The following is a 26,512-nucleotide window of genomic DNA, read 5'->3' on the forward strand; positions in this document are numbered from 1 at the left end:
GGGCTCCCTCCCGGCGGGGCCGGGGCTCACAGCCCCGCGGCGGAACGCAACTCCTGGACCCGGTCCGTGCGCTCCCACGTGAAGTCGGGGTCATGACGGCCGAAGTGACCGTGGGCGGCGGTCTTGGCGTAGATGGGTCGCTTGAGGTCCAGGTCCTCGATGATCGCCAACGGCCGCAGGTCGAAGACCTCGGAGATCGCCTGCTCGATCCGCGCGGGGTCCACGGTCTCGGTGCCGAAGGTCTCCACGTACAGGCCCACGGGACGGGCCTGGCCGATCGCGTAGGCCACCTGGACCTCGGCGCGACGGGCCAGTCCGGCGGCCACGACGTTCTTGGCGACCCAGCGCATCGCGTACGCGGCGGAGCGGTCCACCTTGGAGGGGTCCTTGCCGGAGAACGCACCACCGCCGTGGCGGGCCATGCCGCCGTAGGTGTCCACGATGATCTTGCGCCCGGTCAACCCGGCGTCCCCCACGGGCCCGCCGCGTACGAAGTTGCCCGCGGGGTTGACGATGATCTTGGTCGCGGACAGGTCCAGTCCGGAATCCTCCAGGACGGGGCTGATCACGCTGGTCGTGAGATCGCGCGTGAGCTGGTCCAGGTCGTAGTTCTCCGCGTGCTGGGAGGAGACGACCACGGTGTCCACGGAGACGGGGGTGTGCCCGTCGTAACCCAGGGTCACCTGGGTCTTGCCGTCCGGGCGCAGACCGGGCAGCACCGCGGTCTTGCGCACCCGGGTGAGCTGCTCGGACAGCCGGTGCGCCAACAGGATGGGGGCGGGCATGAGCGTGTCGGTCTCGTCCGAGGCGTACCCGAACATGATGCCCTGGTCCCCTGCGCCCTGCGCGTCCCGGGGGTCACGCGCGGCACCGGTACGCTCCTCGAGGGACGTGAACACGCCCTCGTAGATCTCGTTGGACTGCTCGCCCACGCTGATGGACACACCGCAGAACTCGCCGTCGAAACCGTGCACGGAGGAGTTGTACCCGATGTCCAGCAGGGTCTTGCGCACGATGTGGGGGATCTCCACGTACGCGTCCGTCTTCACCTCGCCCGCCACGTGCACGAGGCCCGTGGTGACCATGGTCTCCACGGCCACCGAGGAATTGGGGTCCTCGGTCAGCAGGGCGTCCAGGATCGAGTCGGAGATCTGGTCACAGATCTTGTCCGGGTGCCCCTCGGTCACCGACTCGGACGTGAAGATTCTCAGGTGCTTGCTCGCTTCGTTCACGGGAGACCACATTACCCGTCGGTGCGGATGTCCTCGGCGATGCGCTGCACCACGAACCTCGCCACCTCGTCCTTGGTCCCGCGCGCCCCGCGGTCCTCGCTCGAGCGGGCCGAGATCACCGTGACCTCGGTGTCGTCGCGACCGAAGACCTTGTCCGTGCCCACCTCGTTGAGCACGAGCAGGTCGCAGCCCTTGCGTTCGAGCTTGGCGCGGGCGAAGTCGAGCACCGAGTGCTCGGCGTCCCCGGTCTCGGCGGCGAAGCCCACGATCAGCTGCTCGAGAGAGCGCTCGGCACGCTGGGCCACGACGGCGCGCAGGATGTCCGGGTTGCGCACCAGCCGGATCACGGGGTCCGTGCCGTCCTCGGACTTCTTCATCTTGTGCTCGCCCACGGTGTCCGGGCGGTAGTCCGCCACGGCCGCGGCCATGATCACGACGTCGGCCTCGCGCGCGGCAGCCAGGGTCGCGTCCTGCAGCTCACGTGCCGAGGACACGCGCGTGATGTCGACGCCGCTCGGCAGCTCGGTCTCCACGTGCGCGACGATCAGGTGCACGTGTGCGCCCGCGTCGAGCGCGGCACGGGCCAGGGCCACGCCCTGCTTGCCCGAGGACCGGTTGCCCAGGAAGCGCACGGGATCCAGCGCTTCGCGCGTACCACCCGCGGTGACCAGGACGCGGCGCCCGCGTAGAGCGGCGTCGTCATCGGAGACGGAGTCGGAGCTGGAGGCCGGGGCCACGAGGGCGAGTGCGGCGTCGAAGATCTCCTGCGGCTCGGGCAACCGGCCCGGGCCGCTGTCCTTGCCGGTGAGCCGACCACTGGCCGGGTCGAGGACCGTGTGGCCGTGCTCGCGCAACAGGGCGACGTTGCGCTGCGTGGCCGGGTTCTGCCACATCTCGGTGTGCATGGCCGGGGCCAGCAGCACGGGCGCGGCGGTCGCGAGCACCGTGGTGGTCAGCAGGTCGTCCGCGTGCCCGTGGGCCACCCGGGCCATGAGGTCCGCCGTGGCCGGGGCGATCACCACGAGGTCCGCGGCCTGGCCCTGGGCCACGTGGTTGACCATGTCGATCCGGTCGAAGACCGACCCCGAGACGTGCTCGCCCGTGAGCGCCTCCCACGTGGGCGCACCCACGAATTGCAGGGCGGCCTCGGTGGGCATGGGCACCACGTGGTGGCCGGCCTCGGAGAACAACCGGGACAGCAGGGCGGCCTTGTATGCGGCGATGCCCCCGCCCACACCCAACACCACGCGCAACGGGGCGCGGGGCGGGGAGGGGACGGGGGCGGCGCGGCTGTGCGGGTCGGTCACTGCTCGGAGGACTCTGCGGAACCCTCGGCGGGGTCCTCGGTGTCCGTGGCCGGGGTCTCCTCGGAGGTCTCCCCCAGCTGGACGCCGTCGGAGAACACCGCGGTGCCGTCCTGCTCACCCTGGGCGAAGAAGTCCCCGGTGAACATGTCCGTGGCGGTGGGTTCGTCGCTGACCATCTGGCCGTTGGGGGTGAACCCGGCGTGGTCCACGTGCACGGCCTCGATCAGGCCCTCGTCGACCTCGCGGAACGCGATGGACAGGGGCTTCTCGTTGAGCTGGGTGTCCACGAGCGGACCCACGTACTCGAACAGACCCTCGTGCAACTGCGAGTAGTAGGCGTTGATCTGGCGGGCTCGGCGGGCCCCGAAGATCACGAGTCCATACTTGGAATCCGTCTTGTCGAGCAACCGATCGACGGGCGGGTTGACGATGCCTTCGTTGTTCGTGCTCACGTGTTTCATGACTCCTGTGGTGGACGGGAAAGGTGGTGCTACTGGCCGTGGGGGCTGCGCGGATCCGGGGCGGGTGACCGCCTCAACGGTGCGATGCGCTCGGCAACCCCATGAGGGCCACGAGTTCGGCGGCGGCGCGTTCCACCGTGTCGTTGACGACGGTGTGATCGAACTCGGGTTGCGCCGCGAGTTCCAGTTTAGCCGTTTCCAGCCGACGCTGCTGTTGCTCGGGGGTCTCGGTGCCCCGGCCCACGAGCCGGTGCACCATTTCCTCCCAGCTCGGCGGGGCCAGGAACACGAACTGGGCGTCCGGCATGGCCTGGCGCACGCTGCGCGCTCCCTGCAGGTCGATCTCGAGCAGGACGCTGCGCCCGGCCGCGAGTGCTTCCTCCACTTTGTGGCGGGGTGTGCCGTACCGGTTGAGGTTGTGCACGACCGCCCATTCGAGCAGGTCGTGGCGATCGATCATGTCGTCGAACTCGGCGTCGCTGACGAAGAAGTAGTGCACGCCCTCCACCTCGCCGGGCCGCGGCGCACGCGTGGTGGCCGAGACGGACAACCACACCTGCGGGTAGTGGTCCCGGATATAGGTGGACACCGTTCCTTTGCCCACGGCCGTGGGGCCGGCCAGAACGGTCACGGTGGGTGTGGGACGCACGGATACCTCCGGGAGAAGACGGTGACGGGCGAGCGGTCAGCTCGCCCGTCACTGTATCAACCGCGGGTCCTAGTGGTTGCGCCCGGGATCGTGCGGATCGGGGACCAGGGTTCAGCGGTCCAGGTAGTCCACGAGCGCCTTGCGCTGGTGCTGACCCAGGCCACGCACCCGGCGGGTGGGTGCGATCCCGATCTGCTTCATGATCGCCGCCGAGCGCACCTTCCCGATCCCGGGGGTGGCCTCGAGCAGTTCGGTGACCTTGAGGCGGCTGACGGCTTCGTCCTCCTCGCCCCTGCGCAGCACTTGTGCCACGGTGATCGACCCGTCCCGCAGTCCCTTCTTGATCTCCGCCCGCGCGGTCCGCGCCGCCGTGGCTTTCTCGCGCGCGCGTGCGCGCTCTTCGTCCGTCAGTGGCCGCAATGCCATGCCCAGCTCTCCTCCTCGTGTGACAGCGGCTCGGCCGTGCGCCTGATGGGGGGGGACGCACGCAAGCCGTCCCCCTGAAAGTACCGGACACGTTTGCCGCCGTAAACACGATGAACGCCCCCTGACGTGGCCTTTCGGGCCGCCGCCAGGGGCGTTCACGGGGGTCTCAGGAGAGCTGGAGGTGCGTGCGTAGTTCCTCGGTGCTGCGGTCGATGGCGTCCCGCAGCGCGGGGACGTCGGGACCATGACGCAGCACACCTCGCGAGGAGTTCGCGAGCACTGTGGGCCTGACGTGCTCAAACACCGTGGCCACGGCCGCGGCGTCCGCGCCCTGGGCACCGTAACCGGGGGCCAGGATCGGCCCGTTCAGGGTGCTCAGATCGATGTCCAGGGACGCCAGGGCCTCCCCCACGGTCGCCCCGATCACCGCTCCGCACGAGCCCAGGGTGGCCACCGACGGTGACGTCACGATTTCATCACGATTGTTCCCGGCCCCCGTATTCGCGCCGGTGACACCGCGAACGGCCGCCGCGATGACGCCGTCCGACGGCGCCGTCGAACCGTCCGGGGACGACGACGCCGTGCCCGGCCGGGGCTGCGCCGTCGCGTTCTCCCGGGCGATCGCGGCCAGGACGGACCCGGCCACGGACCCGGTGCCGCCCACGTGCTGGACGGACGCGCCCTCCGGGTTGGAGGTCAGCGCGAGCACGAACGTCCCGCGCCCGGTCTCACGCGCGAGGTCCAGTGCCGGGCGCAAGGACTCGAAGCCGAGGTAGGGACTCAGCGTCACGGCGTCGGCCGCGAGGGGCGAGTCGTCGGAGAGCCACGCGCTCGCGTAGGCCGCCATGGTGGAGCCGATGTCCCCGCGCTTGGCGTCCGCGATGCTCAGCAGCCCGGCCGCGCGGGACTCCCGCAGGACGCGCTCGAGCACCGCGAAGCCCGCGGAACCGTACGCCTCGAACAGGGCGACCTGCGGTTTCACGGCCGCACACCGCTCCGCCGCGGCCTCCAGGACGCCCAGCGCGAAGCGTTCGAGGCCGTTCGCCGTGGCGGGCAGCCCCCACGCGTCCAACAGGGACGGGTGGGGGTCGATGCCCACGCACAATGGACCCGCAACGGTCATCGCCCGTTCGAGGCGGGCCCCGAAGGGAACGCGCGCGAACTCAGCCACGGGTGTCCCCCGCGGCGACCTGCTCCCGCAGCTTCTGCTCGTGCTCCTGCAGGGACGTCACGGACCACGAGTACTGCCGCTGCGCGGTGATCGCCTGCAGCGCCGCACCGAGCTCCGAGACCGTCGTCATGGTGGGCACGCCCACGGACGTGGCCGCCGCACGGATCTGGTACCCGTCGCCGCGGGCCTGCTGACCGCCGGAGGGCGTGTTGAAGATCAGGTCGATCTTCCCGTCCGTGATCAGGTCCGCGACCGAGGGGGACCCGTCGTCGGCGTCGGCGATCTTGGCCACGACCGTGGACTCGATGCCGTTGCGCCGCAGCACCTGGGCCGTGCCGCCCGTGGAGACGATCTCGAAGCCCAGGTCCGCGAACATCTTCACGGGGATCACCGCGGAGCGCTTGTCCTTGTTGGCCACCGAGACGAACAACCGCCCGGACGTGGGCAGCGGCCCGCCCGCGGCGGCCTGCGCCTTGGCGAACGCGGTGTCGAAGTAGCGGTCGATGCCCATGACCTCACCCGTGGAGCGCATCTCGGGGCCCAGCAGGGAGTCCACCACGGTGCCCTCCGGGGTGCGGAAGCGCGCGAACGGCAGCACGACCTCCTTGACCGCGGTGGGGGTCTGCTCGGGCAGGGTCGTGCCGTCGTAGTCCGCGGGGAGCATCCCCTGCTCGCGCAGCTCGGCCACGGTGCGCCCGGTACCGATCAGCGCGGCGGCCTTGGCCATCTGCACGCCCGTGGCCTTGGACACGAACGGCACCGTGCGCGAGGCCCGCGGGTTGGCCTCGATCACGTAGAGCACATCTGAGGCGAGAGCGAACTGCAGGTTGATCAGACCCTTCACGCCCACGCCGCGCGCAATGGCTTCGGTGGCCTCGCGCACGCGGGAGATCACGTCCGGGCCCAGGGTGATGGGGGGCAGCACGCACGCGGAGTCACCGGAGTGGATCCCGGCCTCCTCGATGTGCTCCATGATCCCCCCCACGTAGCAGTCCTTGCCGTCGTAGAGCGCGTCCACGTCGATCTCGATCGCGTCCTCGAGGAACTTGTCGATCAGGGCCGGGCGGCTCGGGCTGACCTCGGTCGCGTTCTCGAGGTAGGACTTCAGGGACGCCTCGTCGTAGACGATCTCCATCCCGCGCCCACCGAGCACGTAGGACGGGCGCACCAGCACGGGGTAGCCGATCTCGTGGGCGATCCGGCTGGCCTGCTCGAAGGTGTGGGCCGTGCCGTTCTTGGGCTGGCGCAACCCCGCCTCAGTGAGCACGCGCGCGAACTCCCCGCGGTCCTCGGCCAGGTCGATCGCCTCGGGGGTCGTCCCGAGGATCGGCACGCCCGCGGCCTTGAGGTCAGCCGCGAGCTTGAGCGGGGTCTGCCCGCCGAGCTGCACGAAGACACCGAGCAGCCCACCCGAGCGGCGCTCGGCCTCCACGACCTCCATGACGTCCTCGAACGTGAGCGGTTCGAAGTACAGCCTCGTGGAGATGTCGTAGTCGGTGGAAACGGTCTCCGGGTTGCAGTTGAGCATCACGGTCTCGTACCCGGCCTCGCGCAACACCATGGACGCGTGCACGCACGAGTAGTCGAATTCGATCCCCTGCCCGATCCTGTTGGGCCCGGAACCCAGGATCATGACCGAAGGCTTCTCGTGCGGGGCCACCTCCGTTTCGCGGTCGTAGCTCGAGTAGTGGTACGGGGTGAACGCCTCGAACTCGGCGGCGCACGTGTCCACGGTCTTGTAGACGGGGCGGATGTCCAGCGCGTGGCGCACCCCGCGCACCACCGATTCCTCGAGGTGGACCAGCTCACCGATCTGGGCGTCGGAGAAGCCGTGACGCTTGGCCTCCCGCAGCGTGACCGGGCGCAGGTCCGGGTCCGCGCGCACCAGGTCCGCGGTCTCGTTGAGCAACTGGATCTGGTCCAGGAACCACGGGTCGATCGCCGTGGCCTCGAAGACCTGTTCCACGCTCGCACCCGCGAGAAGGGCCTGCTGCACGTTGCGCAACCGGTGGGTGGTGGTCTCGCGGCACGTCTCCACGAGCCGGGCCACCGTGTTGGGTCCGGGCTCCACGGCCGGGCGGGCGAAGCTGAAGGACGAACCCTTCTGCTCGAGCGAGCGCATGGCCTTCTGCAGCGCCTCGGTGAAGTTGCGCCCGATCGCCATGGCCTCACCCACCGACTTCATGGTCGTAGTCAGCGTGGGGTCCGCGGCCGGGAACTTCTCGAACGCGAAGCGCGGGACCTTCACGACCACGTAGTCCAGGGTGGGCTCGAAGCTCGCGGGGGTCTTCTGCGTGATGTCGTTGGGGATCTCGTCGAGCGTGTACCCCAGGGACAGCTTGGTCGCGATCTTGGCGATCGGGAAGCCCGTGGCCTTGGACGCGAGCGCCGAGGAACGGGAGACGCGCGGGTTCATCTCGATGACCACGATCCGCCCGGTCGCGGGTTCCACCGCGAACTGGATGTTGCACCCGCCTGTGTCCACGCCCACTTCACGGATCACGGCGATCGCGATGTCACGCATGCGCTGGTACTCGCGGTCGGTCAGGGTCAGGGCCGGGGCCACAGTGATCGAATCGCCCGTGTGCACGCCCACTGGGTCCACGTTCTCGATCGAGCACACGACCACCACGTTGTCGTTGGCGTCGCGCATCATCTCGAGCTCGTACTCCTTCCACCCCAGGATGGACTCCTCGAGGAGCACCTCCGAGGTGGGTGAGTACTGGATCCCGGCGCCGGCGATGCGGTGCAGATCGGTCTCGTCGTACGCGAGACCCGAGCCCAGTCCGCCCATCGTGAAGGACGGGCGCACGACCATGGGGTAACCGAGCTTCTCGGCGGCGACGAGCGCCTCGTCCATGGAGTGCACGATGATCGAGCGCGCGGACTCCGCGCCGCAGCGTTCGACGACGCCCTTGAAGGCCTCGCGGTCCTCGCCCAGGTTGATCGCGTCCACGTCCGCGCCGATCAGCTCGACGTCGTACTTCTCGAGCACGCCGTTGGCGTCCAGGGCCAGGGCCGTGTTCAGCGCGGTCTGCCCGCCCAGGGTGGGCAGCACGGCGTCGGGACGTTCCTTCGCGATGATCTTCTCGACCGTCTCCGGGGTGATGGGTTCCACGTAGGTGGCGTCCGCGAACTCGGGATCGGTCATGATCGTGGCCGGGTTGGAGTTGACCAGGATCACGCGCAGCCCCTCATCCTTGAGCACGCGCAGGGCCTGGGTCCCGGAGTAGTCGAACTCGGCGGCCTGCCCGATCACGATGGGACCGGAGCCGATCACCAGGACGCTGTTGAGGTCTTGCCTGCGGGGCATTACTTGTCTCCTGCTTCCGGATCGGGGCTCTGACCGGCCCGGTCCATCATGTCGATAAAGCGGTCGAAGAGGTAGGCGGAGTCGTGCGGACCCGCGGCGGCCTCGGGGTGGTACTGCACCGAGAACGCGGGGATGTCCTCGCAGCGCAGTCCTTCCACGACGTCGTCGTTGAGCCCCACGTGGGACACGCTGACTCGCCCGTAGCGTGACTCGGGCGCGGTCACGGGCTCCCCCACGGGCGCGTCCACCGCGAAGCCGTGGTTCTGGGAGGTGATCTCCACCGTGCCCGTGGCGAGGTCCATGACCGGCTGGTTGATCCCGCGGTGGCCGAACGTGAGCTTGTACGTCCCGAAGCCCAGCGCGCGGCCGAGCAGCTGGTTACCGAAGCAGATCCCGAAGAACGGGATGCCCTCGTCCAGCACGCGGCGCAGCAGGGCCACCTGCTCGTCCGCGGTGGCCGGGTCCCCCGGGCCGTTCGAGAAGAACACGCCGTCCGGGTGCAGCGCCTGGACCTGCTCAAAGCTCACGTCCGCGGGCACCACGTGCACACGTACCCCGCGTTCGGCCAGGCGCTGCGGGGTCATGGACTTGATCCCCAGGTCCACCGCGACCACCTCGTGGCGCACCGGGGCGTCCCAGCGGTGCTCGCGCGGCTCCACCACGTAGGTCTCGTCCGTGCTCACGTGCTCGGCGAGCGCGCGGCCCGCCATCCCCGGCTGCTCGGTGACCCGCTGCACGAGCTGGGCCACGGGCTCACCGGCCTGATCGCCGGAGAAGATCCCGGCGCGCATCGCACCCTTGTCGCGCAGGTGGCGGGTCAGCGCGCGGGTGTCCACGCCCTGGATCCCGGTGATGCCCTGCTCGGCGAGCTCCTCGTCCAGGCTGCGCTCGCTGCGCCAGTTGGAGGGCCGGCGGGCGGGGTCACGCACCACGAAGCCGTTGACCCAGATCTTGCGGGATTCCATGTCGTCCAGGTTCACGCCCGTGTTGCCGATGTGCGGGGCGGTCTGGATCACGATCTGCCCCGCATACGAGGGGTCGGTCAGGGTCTCCTGGTAGCCGGTCATCCCGGTCGCGAAGACCGCTTCGCCGAAGGCCGTCCCGGGGGCACCCCAGGCGCGGCCCTCGAACACCGTGCCGTCCTCGAGGACCATGACGGCCGGTTCGATGCGTGGTGAGTTCATGGCGAACTCCTTTCGTTGAGCGTGCCGGGAGCGTGAGGGCTCCCGGGGATTCGGTTCTCAGGCGTCCAGCAGGGCCGACGCCGCGTCCTCCAGTTGTCGGGATCCCTCACCGGTGCGCGCGCGGAAGCCGGTGTCCACGCGGGTGTCCCCGAGGTCCCAGGTCAGCACCACGAGTCCGTCGCGTTCCACGAACTTGCCGACCATTCCGGACGCGGTGGACACCGCGCGCAGATCCGCCCGTGGAATGAACACGTCCGGGGCGCCCTGGCGGTTGAGGAACACGCCGTCCGGGGCCACGATCGCCTCCGCGTTCGTGCGCACCCCCAGGTCATGCCCCGCGATACGTTCGAGCGGTTGGGCGGTGTAGGTGGTGACCACGTACATCCCGTCCACGCGCGCGGTGGCCCGCTGCAGCAGGTCCCGGGGCGCCTGGGCCGGCGCGGCCAAGCCCGCCTGGCGTCGCACCCGACCCCGCCAACCCCACCGGATCAGGGCGAAGAGCACCACGACGATCAGGATGGTCAACAGGGTGGGTACGAGCTTGTCCGACATGGGCGGCCTTTCGTGGGGGTGGTCAGCGGGTCAGCGGCGTGGCGGGTTCGCCGTCGCGCACCACGGGGTGACCGCGGTAGAACGTGGCGCGCACACCGCCGGGCAGGGTCATCCCCCGGTACGGACTATTGCGGCCCTTGGACGCGTGGATCGTGGGATCCACGGGGGTCTGCCCGCTGGGGTCCCACAGCACGATGTTCGCGGTGGCCCCGGGGGCCAGTTCCTGGCCCTGGTCGGTCAGGCCCAGGATCCGGGCGGGGGTGCGGGACATGATCTGCGCCACGCGCTCCCACCCGATCAACCCGGTGTCCACGAGGGTCGACTGGACCACCGCGAGGGCGGTCTCCAGACCCGTCATTCCGTGGGCCGCGCAGCTCCACTCGCATTCCTTGTCCTCCGCGGTGTGCGGGGCGTGGTCCGTGCCGATCACGTCGATCGTGCCCTCGGCCACGGCACGGCGCAGGGCCTGGACGTCGTCGTCCGTGCGCAGCGGCGGGTTGACCTTGTAGACGGGGTCGAAGGTGCGCACGAGTTCGTCGGTGAGCAACAGGTGGTGCGGGGTGACCTCCGCGGTCACGGCCACGCCGCGCTCCTTGGCCCAGCGCACGATGTCCACGGACCCCTTGGTGGAGAGGTGGCAGATGTGCAGGCGGGAGTCCACGTGCTGGGTCAGCAGCACGTCCCGGGCGATGATCGCCTCCTCGGCCACCGCGGGCCAGCCCGTGAGACCGAGGTCAGCGGAGACCGCACCCTCGTTCATCTGGGCGCCCTCGGTCAGGCGCGGTTCCTGGGCGTGCTGGGCGATGATCCCCCCGAAGGACTTGACGTACTCGAGGGCCCGGCGCATCAGAACGGGGTCGTGGACGCACTTGCCGTCGTCGGAGAACATCCGTACACCCGCGCGGGACTCCGCCATCGCGCGGATCTCGGACAGCTGCGTGCCCCCGAGCCCCACCGTGACCGCGCCCACGGGGTGGACGTCGCACCACCCGGCGTCGCGGCCCAGCTGCCACACCTGCTCGACCACGCCGGCGGTGTCCGCCACGGGGTGAGAGTTGGCCATCGCGAACACCGCGGTGAACCCGCCGCGGGCCGCCGCACGCGTTCCGGTCTCCACGGTCTCCGCGTCCTCGTGACCCGGTTCGCGCAGGTGGGTGTGCATGTCCACGAGACCCGGAAGGGCCACGGCGCCGGCGGCGTCGATCACGTCCGTGCCCTCGGGCACGTCCAGGGTGCCCACGGGCCCCACGGCGGCGATCACCCCGTCCGTGAGCAACAGGTCCGCGGGCTCACCGCCCTCGGGGCGGGCGTTGCTGATCAGGTAGGAGCTCATGCGGGCCACCTCAGTTCTCGCTCGGGTACGGGGAGCTCTCGTCGCCGGAGAGCAATAGGAACAACACGGCCATCCGCACGGCCACACCGTTGGCCACCTGCTCCAACACGGTGGAGCGCGGGGAGTCGGCGGCCTCTGAGGAGATCTCCAGGCCGCGGTTCATGGGCCCGGGGTGCATGAACACCGTGGGCGCACCCATGTGCTCGAGGCGCTGCACGCGCTGGGACGTGAGCCCCCAGCCGCGCGTGTACTCGGCCTCGCTCGGGAAGAACGCGGCGTTCATGCGCTCACGCTGCAACCGCAGCATCATCACGGCGTCCGGGGCCTCGGCCAGCACGGCGTCCAGATCGTAGCCGACCTCGCACGGCCAGTCGTCCATGGCCACGGGGACCAGGGTGGGCGGGGCCACGAGCGTGACGCGTGCGCCCAGGGTCGTGAGCAACCACACGTTGGAGCGGGCCACGCGGGAGTGCAGCACGTCCCCCACGATCACCACGTGCATCCCCTCGAGGTCCATCCCGGTGCTCGCCATGCCCGTGGCCCGCGAACGCACGCGGCGCAGGGTCATGGCGTCGAGCAGGGCCTGGGTGGGGTGCGCGTGCTTGCCGTCCCCGGCGTTGATCACCGCGGCGTCGATCCACCCGGAGTCCGCGAGCTGCTGCGGGGCGCCGGAGGACGCGTGACGGATCACCACGGCGTCCGCGCTCATGGCCATGAGCGTCTGTGCGGTGTCCTTGAGCGACTCGCCCTTGGACACCGAGGAGCCCTTGGCGGAGAAGTTGATCACGTCCGCGCTGAGCCGTTTGGCCGCGGTCTCGAACGAGATCCGCGTGCGCGTGGAGTCCTCGAAGAACAGGTTGACCACGGTGCGCCCACGCAGGGCGGGCAGTTTCTTGACCGAGCGCGAGGACACGGCGGCCATCTGGTCCGCGGTGTCCAGGATCCGCACTGCCTCGGGGTAGCTCAGCTCGTTGGTCGTCAGCAGGTGCTTCATACGCGCGGCCCCTTCCCGGCGGTACCGGGGGCGCGGGCGACGTCATCGTCGGAGACCACCGGCGAGTCGATGATCACGCAGTCCTCGTGACCCCTCGCGCGCGGCTGGGGATCGGACTCGCGCAGCAGCACGCGGACCTTCTCGTGGGAGGACGTGGGCAGGTTCTTGCCCACGTGATCCGCGCGGATGGGCAGCTCGCGGTGGCCACGGTCCACGAGCACGGCCAGGCGCACCGCGTTGGGGCGTCCCACGTCCACGAGGGCGTCCAGGGCCGCGCGGATCGTGCGCCCCGAGAACAGGACGTCGTCCACGAGCACCAGGGTGCGCCCGTCGATCCCGGAGTCCGGGATCACCGTGGGTTGCGGGGTGCGCGCGGGATGACGCCGCAGGTCGTCGCGGTACATCGTGATGTCGAGCTGACCCGTGCTCTGTTGCGCGTGGAAGTCGGGGTCGATCTGCTCGAGCTTGGCGGCCAACCGCTGGGCCAAGGGGTAGCCGCGACGGGCGATCCCCAGCAGCACGAGACCCCGGGAGCCCTTGTTGGACTCGAGGATCTCGTGGGCGATCCGGGACAGGGCCCGGTCGATGTCGGGTGTCGAGAGAATTACGCGGGACGTCATGCTCCGCGGTGACTGCTCGGCGTGTTCGGGCACGCTCACGTGCCGCCTCCTTCCCCGCCTCACCGGACGGACTTAAAGGGTGCGATCCGTAGTCGAAGCTACCACACGAAAAACCCCGGCCCGTGGCGAGCACGGACCGGGGTGGGTTCAGTCGTCGAGCAAGGAGGGCTTGACCTTCTGCAGCCGCCCCAGCAGCCCGTTGACGAAGCGGGGCGAATCGTCCGTGGACAGCTGCCGGGCCACGGCCACCGCTTCCGCGACGGCCACGCCGTCCGGGATCTCCGAGTTGTACAGCAGCTCCCATGCCCCCACCCGCAGCACGTTGCGGTCCACCGCCGGCATCCGGTCCAGCTCCCAGCCCTGGGAGTAGGTCTCCAGGAACTCGTCGATGTCCTCGCGCCGGTCGTGGACGCCCTCGAGGATGTCCACCGTGTACGGGTTGATGGGCGAGGAGGAGTTCTCCCGCCGCCGCACCAAGGCGTCCCGGACGGATTCGTTACGTTGTTCGGCCTCGAACAGGATCTCGACGGCGCGGATCCGGGCCTTGCTCCGGGCGCCGCTCACTCGTTGACGCGTCCCAGGTAGTCACCGGTGCGGGTGTCGACCTTGACCTTGGTGCCCTGCTCGAGGAACAGCGGGACCTGGATCTGGTAGCCGGTCTCGACCGTGGCGGGCTTGGTGCCGCCCGTGGAGCGGTCACCCTGCAGACCCGGCTCGGTGTAGGTGATCTCGAGCACGACCGACGGCGGCATCTCGATGTACAGGGGCGCGCCCTCGTGCATGGCCACGGTCACGTTCTGGTTCTCGAGCATGAAGTTCGCGGCGTCCCCCACGACGGCGGCCGGCACCGTGATCTGGTCGTACGTGGAGTTGTCCATGAAGACGTAGTCCTCGCCGTCCTGGTACAGGTACTGGTACTCGCTGCGATCCACCGTGGCGGTCTCGATCTTGGCACCGGCATTGAACGTCTTGTCCACCACCTTGCCGCTGGTCACGTTGCGCAGCTTGGTGCGCACGAACGCGCCACCCTTCCCGGGCTTGACGTGCTGGAACTCGATGGTCTGCCAGAGGTTGCCGTCGAGCTTGAGGATGGTGCCGTTCTTGATGTCGTTGCTGGTTGCCACGGTGTCACTTTCTCGTCGGGAACGTCGCCGCACGGCGGCGGGGCGCGTGGAGCCGGACCAGTCTACCGCGTGCGCCCGCCCGCCGTGCCAGCCGAGCAGTGCTCAGGGGCGCGGACGACGGCGCTCGCCGTGCCGTCCGCACGGGCTCACTCCGCGATCTCCTGGTAGCACGCGAAGAGGATCGCGGGGTCCGGGACCTCCATGATCCGCGGTGCGGCGATCCGGTCCAGCACCACGAAGCGCAACAGGTTGCCGCGGGTCTTCTTGTCCCGCTTCATGACCTCGAGCAACCGGGGCCACTGGTCCGCGCGATACGTCACGGGCAGCCCCAGGGACGTGAGGATCTCGCGGTGCTCGTGCACGACGTCGTCGGACAACGACCCGGCCGCGCGCCCGAGTTCCGCCGCGAAGACCATGCCCACCGACACCGCCGCGCCGTGGCGCCACTGGTAACGCTCGTTGTGCTCGATCGCGTGCCCCAGCGTGTGGCCGTAGTTGAGGTACTCGCGCCGCCCGGATTCCTTCAGGTCCGAGGAGACGACCTCGGCCTTGACCCGGATCCCGCGCTCGATCAGCTCGCGCACCACGGGCGACGCCGCGTCCCGCACCTCCTGCGGGTTCTCCCGGATCAGCTCGAGGATGCGCGGGTCCGCGATGAACCCGCACTTGACCACCTCGGCCATGCCCGTGAGCAGCTCGTTCTGCGGCAGGGTCTGTAGCGAGTCCAGATCGCACACGACCGCGGCCGGTGGGTGGAATGCTCCCACGAGGTTCTTGCCCTCCGCGGTGTTGATCCCGGTCTTCCCGCCCACGGCGGCGTCCACCATGCCCAGCAGCGTGGTGGGCAGGTGGATCACGCGCACCCCGCGCAACCACGTGGCGGCCACGAAACCGGCGAGGTCCGTCACGGCGCCGCCGCCCACGGAGACCACGGCGTCCGTGCGCGTGAAGTCCGACTGGCCCATGATCTGCCAGCAGAACGCCGCGACCTCCACGCGCTTGCCCTCCTCAGCGTCCGGGATCTCGGCCACAAAGCTCTGGATCCCGACGGCGGAGAGGTTCTGCTGCACCACGTCACCCGTGGCGCGCAGCGCGCGGGGGTGGATGATGAGCACCTTCTTGACGCGCTCGCCCAGCAGTTCGGGCACGCGGTCCAACAGGCCGTTGCCCACGAGGACGTCGTAGCGGTTGTCGGGACCGCCGTGGACGGGGATGCTGACGGGATCACTCATGCGGTGTGTTCCTTTCCGCGCGGCTGCGCGATCGGTTCGCCCAGCGCGAGGTAGAGCTCACGGGCGATCTGCGCCACGGTACGCGGCGCGGCGCCGTCGAGCCGGATGGTCGCGAGGCGTTCGAAGGTCTCGCGGCGCTCGGCCATGATCTGGCTCCAGCGGGCCTCGGGATCCGGTTGGAGCATGGGGCGGGTCGTGTTGCCCTTGATCCGCGAACGGACGGTGTCCAGGTCCACCTCCAGGTATGCGACCGTGTGCCCGGCCAGCAGCGGCTGCACGAGCGGGGACATGGGTGCGCCCCCGCCCAGGGAAATCACGCACCCGGCAGTGTCGGGGTCGTCGAGCAACTCGGCGACGACCTGCGCCTCGATCCGGCGGAACTCGGCCTCCCCGCGGGCGCGGAACAACCGCGGGATGGGTCCGTAGCGGGACTCGATCACGCGATCGGTGTCCACGTGGGGCAACCCGTAGTGCTCCGCGAGATGCTGTGCCACGTGGGACTTGCCCGCCGCCATCGGCCCGATCAGCACCACGGGCAGGGCGGGGCGCGTCACGCCAGGTCCCCGCGCACCTCGTCCAGGGCGGCCAGCGCGGCGGGTTCCGCGAGCTCGGGGGACGTGCGCAGGTTGGCGGGGATCCCCGCGAGGTAGGCGTCCTTGTTGCGTACCGTCTCGGTGATCGAGTCGCCGCCGAACTTCTCGAGGGCGGCCTGGGCGAGCACGAGCGCGACCATGGCCTCGGCCACCACGCCGGCCGCGGGTACCGCACACACGTCCGAGCGTTGGTGGTGGGCGCGGGCGGGTTCACCCGTGGCCACGTCCACGGTGTGCAGCGAGCGCGGGACCGTGGCAATGGGCTTCATCGCGGCACGCACGCGCAACAGGTCACCGATCGACATGCCGCCCTCGATGCCGCCGGCGCGATTGGAGACCCGGTGCACGGTCTTGTCGGCAGCCAGCGTCTCGTCGTGGGCCGCGGAGCCCGGGCGCGCGGCGGTGCGGAACCCGTCCCCGACCTCCACGCCCTTGATGGCCTGGATGCCCATCAGCGCCCCGGCCAGGCGCGCGTCCAGGCGTCGGTCCCAGTGCACGTACGAGCCGAGTCCCGGGGGCAGGCCCTCGGCGAGGACCTCGACGACGCCGCCCAGGGTCTCCCCCGCCTTGTGCGCCTCGTCCACCGCGGCCACCATGGCCTCGGAGGTCCCGGCGTCGAAGCAGCGCAGCGGATCGGCGTCCAGCGCGGCGACGTCGTCCGGGCCGGGCAGCGCGGCGCCCTCGGGCACCGACACTTCCGCGATCGCGGTCGTGTGGGACACGAGCCGCACCCCGAGGGCCGCGAGGACCTGGGAGGCCACGACACCGAGCGCCACGCGCGTGGCCGTCTCTCGGGCCGACGCCCGTTCGAGCACGGGGCGGGCCTCGGCGAAGTTGTACTTCTGCATGCCGGTGAGGTCCGCGTGACCGGGGCGCGGGCGGGTCAGGGGCGCGTTGCGGGCCCGGCCCTTGAGCACCGCGGGATCCACCGGGTCGGAGCTCATGACGTCCTGCCACTTGGGCCACTCCGTGTTGGCGATCTCGATCGCGACCGGCCCGCCCTGCGTGAGCCCGTGGCGGACCCCGCCCAGGATGCGCACGCGGTCCTGTTCGAATTTCATGCGGGCGCCGCGGCCGTACCCGAGCCGGCGCCGGGCCAGCGCGTCCTGGATCATCCCGGTGGTCAGTTCCACACCGGCGGGGACACCTTCGATGATTCCCACGAGCGCCTCACCGTGTGATTCCCCGGCCGTGAGCCAACGCAACATCTAAACACTCCAGTTCTCGCCCGGGGTCCACGCCCCGCGGTCAATTCGTCTCGCTCGGTCGTGCGCCCCGGCCCGGGCGGCACGCGCGCCGGATCACGGCGCGAGTCGTGTGGCCTGCGCGATGCGCACGCGCTGCGGGATGCCACGTTCGGGCCGTCCCACCGCGCGACACATGGCCGCGGTCACCCGGTCCTCGTGCGGTGTCGCCGCGAGGGGATCGCCATGCGTGAACCAGCGGACCTGATCCACGGCCTGGAAGATCAGCATATCGACACCGGGGGCGATCGCGCCCCCCGCGTCCTGCCATGCAGACGCCAGCCGTGAGGGCCACGGGTCGTACGCGGCGTCGAGCAGCACGCCGGACACCGACGGCGCCTGGGCGCGCCACTGCAACGCGAGCTCGTCCGCACCGCGCGGGGGCAGGGTCGCCACGACCACGTCCGCGGTGTGCAGTGCCTCGGCGGCGTGCTCCCACGCCACGGTGCGCACCTCGGTGCCCACCGCCCGCGCCACGGCCTCGAGGGTCCGAGCGCGCGAGGGTGTCCGCACGACGACGTCCACCGTCTCGGCCCCGAGCCCGTGCAGGGCCGCGACGGCCGCGCTGGCGGTGGCCCCTCCGCCGAGCACGACGGCGCGCGGGGTCCCCGGGATCGCGCCGGCCGCGCTCACGGCGGACATGATGCCCATGACATCTGTGTTGTCCGCGACCACGCGTCCGTCGTCCTCGAACGTGAGTGTGTTGGCCACGCCGAGCGCCCGCACGAGCGGGGTGACCCGGTCGGCGTCTCGGGCGGCGAGGGGTTTCAGGGGCATGGTGACCGAGAACCCGCCCCAGTCCCCCGCAGCCCGGGCGCCCGCCCAGAAGGTGTCCCATTCGCCCACGGGCACGTCCCGGCGCGTGTAGTGCGCCGTGAGCCCCAGGGCCTCGTAGGCGGCCGCGTGCAGCACCGGGGACAGAGAGTGGCCCACGGGGTGCCCCAGCACCGCGGCCCGCACGGAGGATCGCGTCATCGCGCGCCCCTCAGGAGCACTTACCGGGGTTGTCCGAGCACCACTGCTGGTACTCCTGCACGTAGCGCTGGTGCTCCTCGTACGTCTTGGAGAACTTGGTCTCACCGGTGTCGAGGTTCACCGTTACCCAGTAGTAGTAGTCGTTCTTCTCGGGGTTCGCCGCTGCGGCGATCGCGTCGTCGCTCGGGGACCCGATGGGACCCACGGGCAGGCCCGGGTTCGCGTACGTGTTGTACGGATTGGACTTGTCCCGCTTCTCCTCGTCAGTAAGGTGCACGGTGGTCTTGCCGAGCCCGTAGGTCACGGAGGCATCCGACTGGATGAAGCCGCTGGTCTCGCCGTTCGGGTTGTTGATCCGGTTCTCGATCGCCCCGGCCACGGAACGGTAGACCTGGGGCGTGCCCTCGAACTCCACGATGGAGCCGATCGTGAGCACCTCGAACCAGCGGTCCTCGGGGACGTCGTTCTTGGACAGCGTGTCCTTGGTCCGGTCCACCATTTCCTGCAGGATCTGCTCCGCGGTGGCGTCGAGCGGGAAGTGGTACTCCCCCGGGTGCAGCCAGCCCTCGAGGTCGGGGAAGCGGTCCGGGATGCCGAACTTGGCCTTGTCCGTGGCGAGCTTCTCGAACTCGGACTTGTCGATCCCGGTGGCCTGGCTCAGGGCCGCGAACGTGTCCCCCTTGCGCTGGGTCTTGGGGATGGCCGCATAGTGGGTGGCCTCCCCCCGTTCCATGAGAGCGTCGATGGCGGCGTCGGAGCTCATGCGGGTCTTGAGCTGGTACTCCCCGGGCTGGATGAACTGCTCTGGGTATCGCTGCTGGAAGGTGGAGACGAAGTGGGAGGCGTTGGCCACGATGTCCTGCGTCTGCAGGTCCTGGGCGATCTGTCCCGTGGAACTGCCGTCCGCCACGGAGAACGTGACGTCCTGGTCCCCGGAACCGCGGTAGTCCTTGCGTTCGAACAGACCGAACGCGGACCCCAGGACGGCCACGACCACGACCAGAGCCGCGATGAACAGCGCGATCGCCGTGGCCAGGGACGCGCGCGAACGGACCTTGCGGCGCTGCCGCTGTTCCGGGGTCACGTCGTGGTGTTCGAAGGCCCCCGCCAGGCGGGATTCCCCCGCGTCGTTCGAAGAGGTCAGCACGTCACCGTCGGACCGGTGGCCCTGTCCGTCACCGGTGCCGGTCTCCCGCGGCTCTCTGCTCACGAATTCTCTCCGCTCACGAATTCTCTCCGTCCGCCGTTCATGGTGCACATGTGGGGTGCTGCGGGCCAGGATCACCGCCCGCACGGTCAACTCTAATCAGCAGCCCGGTCCGGGACGGGTTCGCCCGGTTCCGTACCGGTCCGCCGCCCCTCGTCCACCGCCGTCTGCAGGAACGTCACCGCGGCGGCCTGATCGACCCTGTCCATGTGATGACGTCGTGACACACCCGAGTCCGACAGCGACCGGTGCGCGCTCACCGTGGACAACCGCTCGTCCACCAGGCGCACCGCTGTGGTGCACCCCCGTGAGCCTAACCGACGAACCAGTGAGGCCGCGTAATCACGAGCCATCCGCGTCGAGGCATTCTCACCGCCGTCGAGGCTGCGCGGCAGCCCCACGTAGACGGTCACCACGTCCCGTTCCTCGCACAACCGGGTGATGATCTTCACATCGAAGGCCTTACGGGGGTTGCTGTCCCGCCCGAGGGTGTCGTGCGGGGTCGCGAGCACGGCGTCGGGGTCGGTCAGGGCGATACCGACCCTGACCGTCCCCACGTCCACGCCCATGCGCACACCGCGTGCGAAGGGTTGCGGCATCAGCCCGCCGTGGCCAGGATCTGCTCGCGGATCCCGGCCAGCGCGTCGGGGATGCGGGCCGGGTCGGAACCGCCGCCCTGGGCCACGTCCGGCTTTCCGCCCCCGCCACCACCGAGCGCGGTCGCTGCGGTGCGCACGAGCTGGCCCGCGGCCAGGCCGGCGTCGCGAGCGGCGTCGTTGACGGCGACGACGACGAGCGGGCGCCCGTTCGCGACACCGGTCACCGCGGCCACGGCGGCGTCGGATCCCAGACGGGCGCGCAGGTCGAGCGCGAGGGTGCGCAGAGCGTCCGCCGAGGCGATCTCACCGGCGTCGTGCAGGACGGCGCGCACGGAGCCCACGGTCTGCGCGTCCTGCGCGAGCTGGCCGGCCTGCGCCTGCAGCTGCTGCTGGCGCAGCCCCGCGAGCTGGCGCTCGGTCTCCTTGAGCTTCTCGAGCGTCGCCGCGAGGCGCTCGGGCAGTTCGGCGCTGGACTGGACCTTGAGCATGCCCGTGAGCTGGTTGACCAGGGTGCGCTCGGCGGCCAGGTGGTTGAACGAATTCAACCCCACGAGCGCCTCCACACGGCGGTTGCCCGAGCCCACGGACTGCTCCGAGACCAGGGACAGCGAGCCGAGCTGGGACGTGGAGCCCACGTGCGTGCCACCGCACAGTTCACGTGACCACGGGCCGTTCATCTCGACCACGCGCACCTCGTCCCCGTACTTCTCACCGAACAGGGACATCGCCCCGAGCTTCTTGGCCTCGGCGAGCGGCATCTCGCGGGTCACGACCTCGAAGTCGTCCCGGATCGCGGTGTTGGCGATCTGTTCGATCTCCTGCACCTGGGACGGCGTGAGGGCCTCCCCGTGGGAGAAGTCGAAGCGCAGGTAACCCTCCTTGTTGAACGACCCGCGCTGCACGGCGTCGGGACCCAACACGTCGTGCAGCGCCGCGTGGATCACGTGCGTGCCCGAGTGGGCGGCCTCGCCGTCGTGACGGCGCCGCGAGTCCACGCGCGCGGTGACCTCGTCACCCGTGACGACCTGGCCCGCGGCCACGGTGACCCGGTGCACGGACAGTCCCTTGACGGGTTGCTGGACGTCCTCCACGGTCAGGCGCAGCCCGTCCGCGGAGTCGATCACGCCGGTGTCGGCGGCCTGGCCACCGGACTCGGCGTAGAACGGCGTCGCCTCGAGTACGACCTCCACGCGCGCGCCCTCGCTCGCCGCGGGCACCGGGACACCGTCGGCGAGGATCGCGCGCACGGTCGTGGGGGTCACGAGCTCGGTGTAGCCCGTGAACCGGCTGCCGTGGTCGTCCAACAGGCGGCGCAGTTCGGACAGGTCCGCCATGGCGCCCTTCTTGGCGCGCGCGTCCTGCTGGGCCCGCTCACGCTGCTCGGCCATGAGCTCACGGAAGGCCCGCTCGTCCACGGCCACACCCGCCTCGCCGGCCATCTCCAGGGTCAGGTCGATGGGGAAACCGAACGTGTCGTGCAGCGCGAACGCGTCCGCGCCGCTCAGGGCGCGCTTCTCGCCCTTGGCGAGCTCCACGGCGTGCTCGAGGCGGGTGGTGCCCGACTCGATGGTCTTGAGGAACGCGCGTTCCTCGGCGTACGCGATCTTGGAGATCCGTTCGAAGTCATCCTCGACCACGGGGTAGACGCCCTTCATCGCGTCGCGAGAGCGCGGCAGCAGCACGGGCAGGCAAGGGTCCGTCACCCCGAGCAGGCGCATCGCGCGCACCGCGCGGCGCAACAAGCGGCGCAGGATGTACCCGCGGGCCTCGTTGCCCGGCGTGACACCGTCCGCGATCAGCATGAGCGAGGAGCGCACGTGGTCGGCGACGACGCGCATGCGGACGTCGTCCTCGTAGCCCTGCTCCCCCGGCTTCTCCGCGCCGCGGTAGGCTCGACCGGACAGTTCGGCGGCGGCGTCGAGCACGGGGCGGACCTGGTCCGTCTCGTAGAAGTTCTCCACGCCCTGCAGCAGCATGGCCAGGCGCTCCACGCCGAGACCGGTATCGATGTTCTTCTGGGGCAGGTCCCCCAGGATCTCGTAGTCCTTGCCGTTGCCCTCGCCACGCTGGTACTGCATGAACACGAGGTTCCAGATCTCGATGAACCGCTCGTCGTCCACGGCCGGACCGCCGTCCTGGCCGTAGCGCGGGCCGCGGTCGTAGAAGATCTCGGAGTCGGGACCCGCGGGGCCCGGCTGTCCGGTGTCCCAGTAGTTCTCGTCCCGGCCCATGCGCTGGATCCGCTCGGAGGGCAGCCCCACGGTGTCGTGCCACAGGTCGTAGGACTCCTGGTCCCCCTCGTACACGGTGACCCACAACCGCTCCGGGTCCAGCCCGAAGCCGCCGTCCTCGAGCGAGGAGGTCAGCAGCTCCCACGCCATGGGGATCGCGCCGGACTTGAAGTAGTCACCGAAGGAGAAGTTCCCGGCCATCTGGAAGAACGTGCCGTGCCGGGCGGTCTTGCCGACCTCGTCGATGTCGAGGGTGCGGATGCACTTCTGCACCGAGGTGGCCCGCGAGTACGGGGGCGTCTCCTGGCCCAGGAAGTACGGGATGAACGGGACCATACCGGCAATGGTGAACATAGCTCCGGGCTGCTGCGACACCAGCGAGGCCGAGGGCACCACCTGGTGGCCCTTGCCCTCGAAGTAGCTCAGCCAGCGCTGTGTGATCTCATGGGAGAGCATTACCGGTCATTCCCTTCCGATGGGACGTGTGTGATGATCCGACCCCGGGGGTCGCCCGGTGCGGGGCCCGGTTCGTGGGCGGTGTCCGCCCGCCTCGGGGCATCCGGCGGTGGTGCCGCGTGGAGCGGGGCGTCCGGGTGGTTCGCGGTGTGGTCCACGGGCGTGCGCACGCCGAACTTCTCGTGCAGCTCGGCCTCGCGTTCGTTCATCCCCGCGCGCACCCGGGCGGCGAAGTCCTGGAACCGCCGCGCGGCGGTGCGGAAGAGCTCCATGGCGCTCCCGCTCGCGCGGCGTTCGACGGCGGCCTCGGAGCCGTGGCGGGCCACCGCACCCTGGGTGCCGCTCTGCACCTGCCGCCCGATCGCCTCGCGTGCGGCGGGGTCGGAGGCCACGCGCGTGGCCGCTCCGCCCACCACGGCGCCCGCGGCGAGCAGTGCGAGTTTGGACCACAAACCCATGCTCAGCTCCTGGTGTCCGTGGGCCCGGTCGCACGGCCTGCGGCGTGCGCGTCCGTGGACCCGGTGGTCGTGCCGGTCGCCGCGCCACCGGGCGCGGCACCGGGCTCGGTATGGGGGCCGGGCCGGGTCTGGGCACCGGCCTGGGGGCTGAACGCGCGGCGCAACCCGTGGGAGAAGGACGCGACCTTGATCAGCGGCTGCCCCACCGTGGAGGCCACGAGGGAGGACAGTGCGGAGACATTGGCGGAGGCGTCCGAGACGTTGGACGTGATCCCGTCCACCTTCTCGAGCTGGGTGTTGGTGGTGGCCACGGTGCGCGTGACCTCGTCGATCAGTGGGGCGGTGCCGTCGTTGATGGAGCGGATGCTCAGGCGCAGCTCATCGAAGACACGACCTAGCTTGATGATGGGCACCGCGAGCAACCCCACGAGCACCGCGAAGACCAATGCCGCGAGCAATCCGGCGATATCCCCACCGTCCATGAGCGACCACAACTCCGTTCCTACTTCGAGATCAGGGTCGGACCCGCGCGCAAGACCGACCGAAGCGCAACTCTACCCAAGAACCCGGGTGCAACGGGGAATCCGGCGCCACCGGGCCCGGTGTGCCCGTGCGCCGTCGTCCCCGGGACGCGAACAGCCCGCAGCCGAGGGCCGCGGGCTGTTCGCCCGTCACCCGTGACATGGGCGACGGAGGGCACGGAGGATCAGGCCATCCGTGCGTAGTACTCCACCACGAGCTGTTCCTCGCAGGTCACGGGGACCTCGGAACGCTGCGGCTTGCGCGTGAGCTTGGCCTGCAGACGGTCGATCGTGACGTCCAGGTAGGCCGGGGTGTCCGGGAGGACATCCTGGTTGGCGCCGGTCGCGGCGATCTGGAACGGGACCATCTTCTCGGAACGCGGGTGCACATGGACCGTCTGGCCCGGGCGCACGCGGTACGAGGGGCGGTCCACGCGCTGACCGTCCACCATGATGTGGCGGTGCACCACGGCCTGGCGGGCGGCGGCCATCGTGCGGACGAAGCCGGCACGCAGGACAAGGGCGTCGAGACGGGTCTCGAGCAAGGCGATGAGGTTCTCACCGGTCTGACCCTCGACACGCTTGGCCTCGACGTACGCGCGGTGCATCTGCTTCTCGCGGATGTTGTACTGCGCGCGCAGCCGCTGCTTCTCCATCAGCCGGACCTTGTAGTCGGAATCCTGCTTGCGGCGGGCACGGCCGTGCTCACCGGGAGCGTACGGGCGGCGCTCGAAGTACTTCTCGGCCTTCGGCGTCAGCGGGATGCCGAGGGCACGGGACTTGCGCACCTGACGGCGCACACGAACACTGTTGGAGCTGTTGGACACAACTTGCCTTTCATGCGGTTCGACGGCGTACGGGATGGACCCGCGTTCCGTTCTGGGTGGTACTGGCCTCCGGCGCGGGAATCGGTTCCCACGGGAGAGGTGCGGATCAGCCGCAATCCGACGGACCTAGCGTCCGCCGGGCACGCGCGGGATCGTGAGGGTGCCACGGGTTCCGGGAGTGCGCCGACGAGACGTGCCAGCCAACCGTCCACTATAGCCGATTCAGTCCACGTCCTCGTTCACCCAGTCGAGCGACTTGGTCACGGCCTTGCCCCAGTTGCGGAACAGCTTCTCCTGCTGCTCACGGTCCCCCTGGAGGTCCCAGCGCTTCTCTTCGGCCCAGTTGCGGGAGATCTCCTCGAGGTCCGCCCAGAAGCCCACGGCGAGACCGGCCGCGTACGCCGCACCCAGGGCCGTGGTCTCAGTGATCTTCGGCCGGATCACGGGCACGCCCAGCTGATCCGCCTGGAACTGCATGAGCAGCTCGTTGGCCGTCATGCCACCGTCCACGCGCAGCTCCGTGAGGTCCTGCTTGGAGTCCTTGTTCATGGCCTCGACCACCTCACGGGACTGGTACGCGGTGGCCTCGAGCACGGCACGGGCGATGTGCTCCTTGCGCACGTAACGCGTGAGCCCCACCAGGGCGCCGCGGGCGTCCGGACGCCAGTGCGGTGCGAACAGACCCGAGAACGCGGGGACGAAGTACGCCCCGCCGTTGTCCTCGACCGCGCGCGCGAGCGGCTCGATCTCCTTGGCGTCCTGGATCAGCCCCAGGTTGTCCCGCACCCACTGCACGAGCGAACCCGTGACCGCGATGGAACCCTCCAGCGCGTAGACCGGCTTCTCGCCCTCGATCTGGTAGCACACGGTGGTGATCAATCCGTGCTCGGAACGCACCGGGGTCTCCCCCACGTTCATGAGCAGGAAACTGCCGGTGCCGTAGGTGTTCTTGCCCATCCCGGGTTCGAAACACGTCTGGCCGAACATGGCCGCCTGCTGGTCACCCAGGATGCCAGCGATCGGGACCTGTTTGAGGAACCCGCGGGCGCGGCCCTTGCCGTAGACCTCGCTGCTGCACCGGATCTCTGGGAGCATGGACATGGGCACGCCCACGGTCTCGCACAACTCCTCGTTCCATTCGAGGGTGTCGATGTTCATGAGCAGGGTCCGGGACGCGTTCGTTACGTCCGTGACGTGCACCCCGTCCTCGGAGCCGCCGGTCAAGTTCCACACGAGCCAGCTGTCGGTCGTACCGAAGAGCAGGTCCCCGGCCTCGGCGCGCTCACGGGCGCCCTCCACGTTGTCCAAGATCCACTTGACCTTGGGACCGGCGAAGTAGCTGGCCAGGGGCAGACCCGTGAGCTCGCGGAAGCGTTCCTCCCCGCCGTCCTTGGCGAGTTCGTCTACGATCTCCTGCGTGCGAGTGTCCTGCCACACGATCGCGTTATACACGGGTTTGCCTGTGTTCTTGTCCCACACCACAGTGGTCTCGCGCTGGTTGGTGATACCCACCGCGGCGAGATCGTCCTTGGTCAGCTCGGTCTCTGCGAGCGCGTCCGCGACGCAACGGCGGGTGTTGCGCCAGATCTCCTGTGCGTCGTGTTCGACCCACCCGGCGCGAGGGAAGATCTGCTGGTGCTCGTACTGGCCGACACCCATGATGGTGCCGGAATGGTCGAAGACAATGGCGCGGGTGCTCGTGGTGCCCTGATCGATGGCCATCACGTACTGGGGATCACCAGAACCTGTGGTCCTGGTACCTCGGGCAGTCTTGGTGGTGTTTGATGTGTTCATGGTGCTCAC

General features: G+C 69.9%; 25 protein-coding genes. All 25 read right to left on the reverse strand.

Annotation, left to right across the window (positions count from 1 at the left end):
• Positions 1 to 26: 26 nt before the first annotated feature.
• The 25 genes from metK to glpK all read right to left on the reverse strand — a co-directional run bounded on the left by metK (position 27) and on the right by glpK (position 26,503).
• On the reverse strand, positions 27 to 1,232 hold the full coding sequence (metK, locus tag Q9R22_RS09085; RefSeq protein WP_242670420.1) for a methionine adenosyltransferase: 1,206 nt from the start codon (positions 1,230 to 1,232) through the stop codon (positions 27 to 29).
• 11 nt (positions 1,233 to 1,243) lie between these two features.
• A complete protein-coding gene (gene coaBC / locus Q9R22_RS09090; RefSeq protein ID WP_131332971.1) occupies positions 1,244 to 2,539 on the reverse strand; it encodes a bifunctional phosphopantothenoylcysteine decarboxylase/phosphopantothenate--cysteine ligase CoaBC in 1,296 nt (431 codons plus the stop codon).
• On the reverse strand, positions 2,536 to 3,000 hold the full coding sequence (gene rpoZ / locus Q9R22_RS09095; protein WP_131332972.1) for a DNA-directed RNA polymerase subunit omega: 465 nt from the start codon (positions 2,998 to 3,000) through the stop codon (positions 2,536 to 2,538). The genes coaBC and rpoZ overlap by 4 nt, the downstream gene beginning before the upstream one ends.
• Before the next feature lie 73 nt (positions 3,001 to 3,073).
• Positions 3,074 to 3,649: a guanylate kinase gene (gene gmk, locus Q9R22_RS09100; protein WP_131332973.1), complete on the reverse strand. Its 576-nt coding sequence runs from the start codon at positions 3,647 to 3,649 to the stop codon at positions 3,074 to 3,076.
• A 111-nt stretch (positions 3,650 to 3,760) separates the two neighbouring features.
• Entirely contained in the window at positions 3,761 to 4,075 is a 315-nt protein-coding gene (gene mihF, locus Q9R22_RS09105; protein WP_064845875.1) for an integration host factor, actinobacterial type, read from the reverse strand.
• Between the two features lie 166 nt (positions 4,076 to 4,241).
• Complete coding sequence (pyrF, locus tag Q9R22_RS09110) at positions 4,242 to 5,198, reverse strand: orotidine-5'-phosphate decarboxylase (RefSeq protein WP_207387902.1); 957 nt, start codon at positions 5,196 to 5,198, stop codon at positions 4,242 to 4,244.
• Between the two features lie 40 nt (positions 5,199 to 5,238).
• On the reverse strand, positions 5,239 to 8,559 hold the full coding sequence (gene carB, locus Q9R22_RS09115) for a carbamoyl-phosphate synthase large subunit (protein WP_064845876.1): 3,321 nt from the start codon (positions 8,557 to 8,559) through the stop codon (positions 5,239 to 5,241).
• Positions 8,559 to 9,743, reverse strand: a complete 1,185-nt coding sequence (carA, locus tag Q9R22_RS09120) for a glutamine-hydrolyzing carbamoyl-phosphate synthase small subunit (protein WP_131332976.1) — start codon at positions 9,741 to 9,743, stop codon at positions 8,559 to 8,561. The genes carB and carA overlap by 1 nt, the downstream gene beginning before the upstream one ends.
• Positions 9,744 to 9,800: 57 nt before the next feature.
• Positions 9,801 to 10,295: a hypothetical protein gene (locus Q9R22_RS09125; RefSeq protein ID WP_064845878.1), complete on the reverse strand. Its 495-nt coding sequence runs from the start codon at positions 10,293 to 10,295 to the stop codon at positions 9,801 to 9,803.
• A 22-nt stretch (positions 10,296 to 10,317) separates the two neighbouring features.
• A complete protein-coding gene (locus Q9R22_RS09130) occupies positions 10,318 to 11,628 on the reverse strand; it encodes a dihydroorotase (RefSeq protein ID WP_131332977.1) in 1,311 nt (436 codons plus the stop codon).
• Positions 11,629 to 11,638: 10 nt separating this feature from the next.
• A complete protein-coding gene (locus Q9R22_RS09135) occupies positions 11,639 to 12,622 on the reverse strand; it encodes an aspartate carbamoyltransferase catalytic subunit (RefSeq protein ID WP_064845879.1) in 984 nt (327 codons plus the stop codon).
• Positions 12,619 to 13,281, reverse strand: a complete 663-nt coding sequence (gene pyrR / locus Q9R22_RS09140; RefSeq protein WP_131332978.1) for a bifunctional pyr operon transcriptional regulator/uracil phosphoribosyltransferase PyrR — start codon at positions 13,279 to 13,281, stop codon at positions 12,619 to 12,621. Before pyrR ends, Q9R22_RS09135 begins: the two co-directional genes overlap by 4 nt.
• A gap of 108 nt (positions 13,282 to 13,389) precedes the next feature.
• Positions 13,390 to 13,806 carry a transcription antitermination factor NusB gene (gene nusB / locus Q9R22_RS09145; RefSeq protein WP_064845881.1) on the reverse strand — a complete coding sequence of 139 codons (417 nt, stop codon included), beginning with the start codon at positions 13,804 to 13,806 and terminating at the stop codon, positions 13,390 to 13,392.
• Positions 13,803 to 14,366 (reverse strand): elongation factor P, encoded by a 564-nt coding sequence (gene efp / locus Q9R22_RS09150; protein WP_064845882.1) that lies wholly within the window; start codon positions 14,364 to 14,366, stop codon positions 13,803 to 13,805. The genes nusB and efp overlap by 4 nt, the downstream gene beginning before the upstream one ends.
• Positions 14,367 to 14,512: 146 nt before the next feature.
• Positions 14,513 to 15,598, reverse strand: coding sequence for a 3-dehydroquinate synthase (aroB, locus tag Q9R22_RS09155; RefSeq protein WP_064845883.1), 1,086 nt, complete (start codon positions 15,596 to 15,598; stop codon positions 14,513 to 14,515).
• On the reverse strand, positions 15,595 to 16,152 hold the full coding sequence (locus tag Q9R22_RS09160) for a shikimate kinase (protein ID WP_131332979.1): 558 nt from the start codon (positions 16,150 to 16,152) through the stop codon (positions 15,595 to 15,597). Before Q9R22_RS09160 ends, aroB begins: the two co-directional genes overlap by 4 nt.
• Positions 16,149 to 17,399: a chorismate synthase gene (gene aroC / locus Q9R22_RS09165; protein ID WP_131332980.1), complete on the reverse strand. Its 1,251-nt coding sequence runs from the start codon at positions 17,397 to 17,399 to the stop codon at positions 16,149 to 16,151. The genes Q9R22_RS09160 and aroC overlap by 4 nt, the downstream gene beginning before the upstream one ends.
• 93 nt (positions 17,400 to 17,492) lie before the next feature.
• Positions 17,493 to 18,410, reverse strand: a complete 918-nt coding sequence (locus Q9R22_RS09170) for a shikimate dehydrogenase (protein WP_131332981.1) — start codon at positions 18,408 to 18,410, stop codon at positions 17,493 to 17,495.
• A 10-nt stretch (positions 18,411 to 18,420) separates the two neighbouring features.
• The gene (mltG, locus tag Q9R22_RS09175) at positions 18,421 to 19,620 is read right to left on the reverse strand and encodes an endolytic transglycosylase MltG (RefSeq protein WP_131332982.1); all 1,200 of its coding nucleotides are present in this window, start codon (positions 19,618 to 19,620) and stop codon (positions 18,421 to 18,423) included.
• A gap of 92 nt (positions 19,621 to 19,712) precedes the next feature.
• Complete coding sequence (gene ruvX, locus Q9R22_RS09180) at positions 19,713 to 20,216, reverse strand: Holliday junction resolvase RuvX (protein ID WP_131332983.1); 504 nt, start codon at positions 20,214 to 20,216, stop codon at positions 19,713 to 19,715.
• Positions 20,216 to 22,903, reverse strand: coding sequence for an alanine--tRNA ligase (gene alaS / locus Q9R22_RS09185; protein ID WP_131332984.1), 2,688 nt, complete (start codon positions 22,901 to 22,903; stop codon positions 20,216 to 20,218). The genes ruvX and alaS overlap by 1 nt, the downstream gene beginning before the upstream one ends.
• A complete protein-coding gene (locus Q9R22_RS09190; protein ID WP_131332985.1) occupies positions 22,903 to 23,361 on the reverse strand; it encodes a hypothetical protein in 459 nt (152 codons plus the stop codon). The genes alaS and Q9R22_RS09190 overlap by 1 nt, the downstream gene beginning before the upstream one ends.
• 2 nt (positions 23,362 to 23,363) lie before the next feature.
• Positions 23,364 to 23,843, reverse strand: a complete 480-nt coding sequence (locus Q9R22_RS09195; RefSeq protein ID WP_241180694.1) for a DUF948 domain-containing protein — start codon at positions 23,841 to 23,843, stop codon at positions 23,364 to 23,366.
• A 224-nt stretch (positions 23,844 to 24,067) separates the two neighbouring features.
• Complete coding sequence (gene rpsD / locus Q9R22_RS09200; protein ID WP_098055916.1) at positions 24,068 to 24,709, reverse strand: 30S ribosomal protein S4; 642 nt, start codon at positions 24,707 to 24,709, stop codon at positions 24,068 to 24,070.
• A gap of 222 nt (positions 24,710 to 24,931) precedes the next feature.
• Entirely contained in the window at positions 24,932 to 26,503 is a 1,572-nt protein-coding gene (glpK, locus tag Q9R22_RS09205; RefSeq protein ID WP_131332986.1) for a glycerol kinase GlpK, read from the reverse strand.
• Positions 26,504 to 26,512: the final 9 nt, after the last annotated feature.

Source organism: Kocuria sp. PD6 (assembly GCF_031844145.1).
Classification (GTDB): Bacteria; Actinomycetota; Actinomycetes; order Actinomycetales; family Micrococcaceae; genus Kocuria; species Kocuria marina.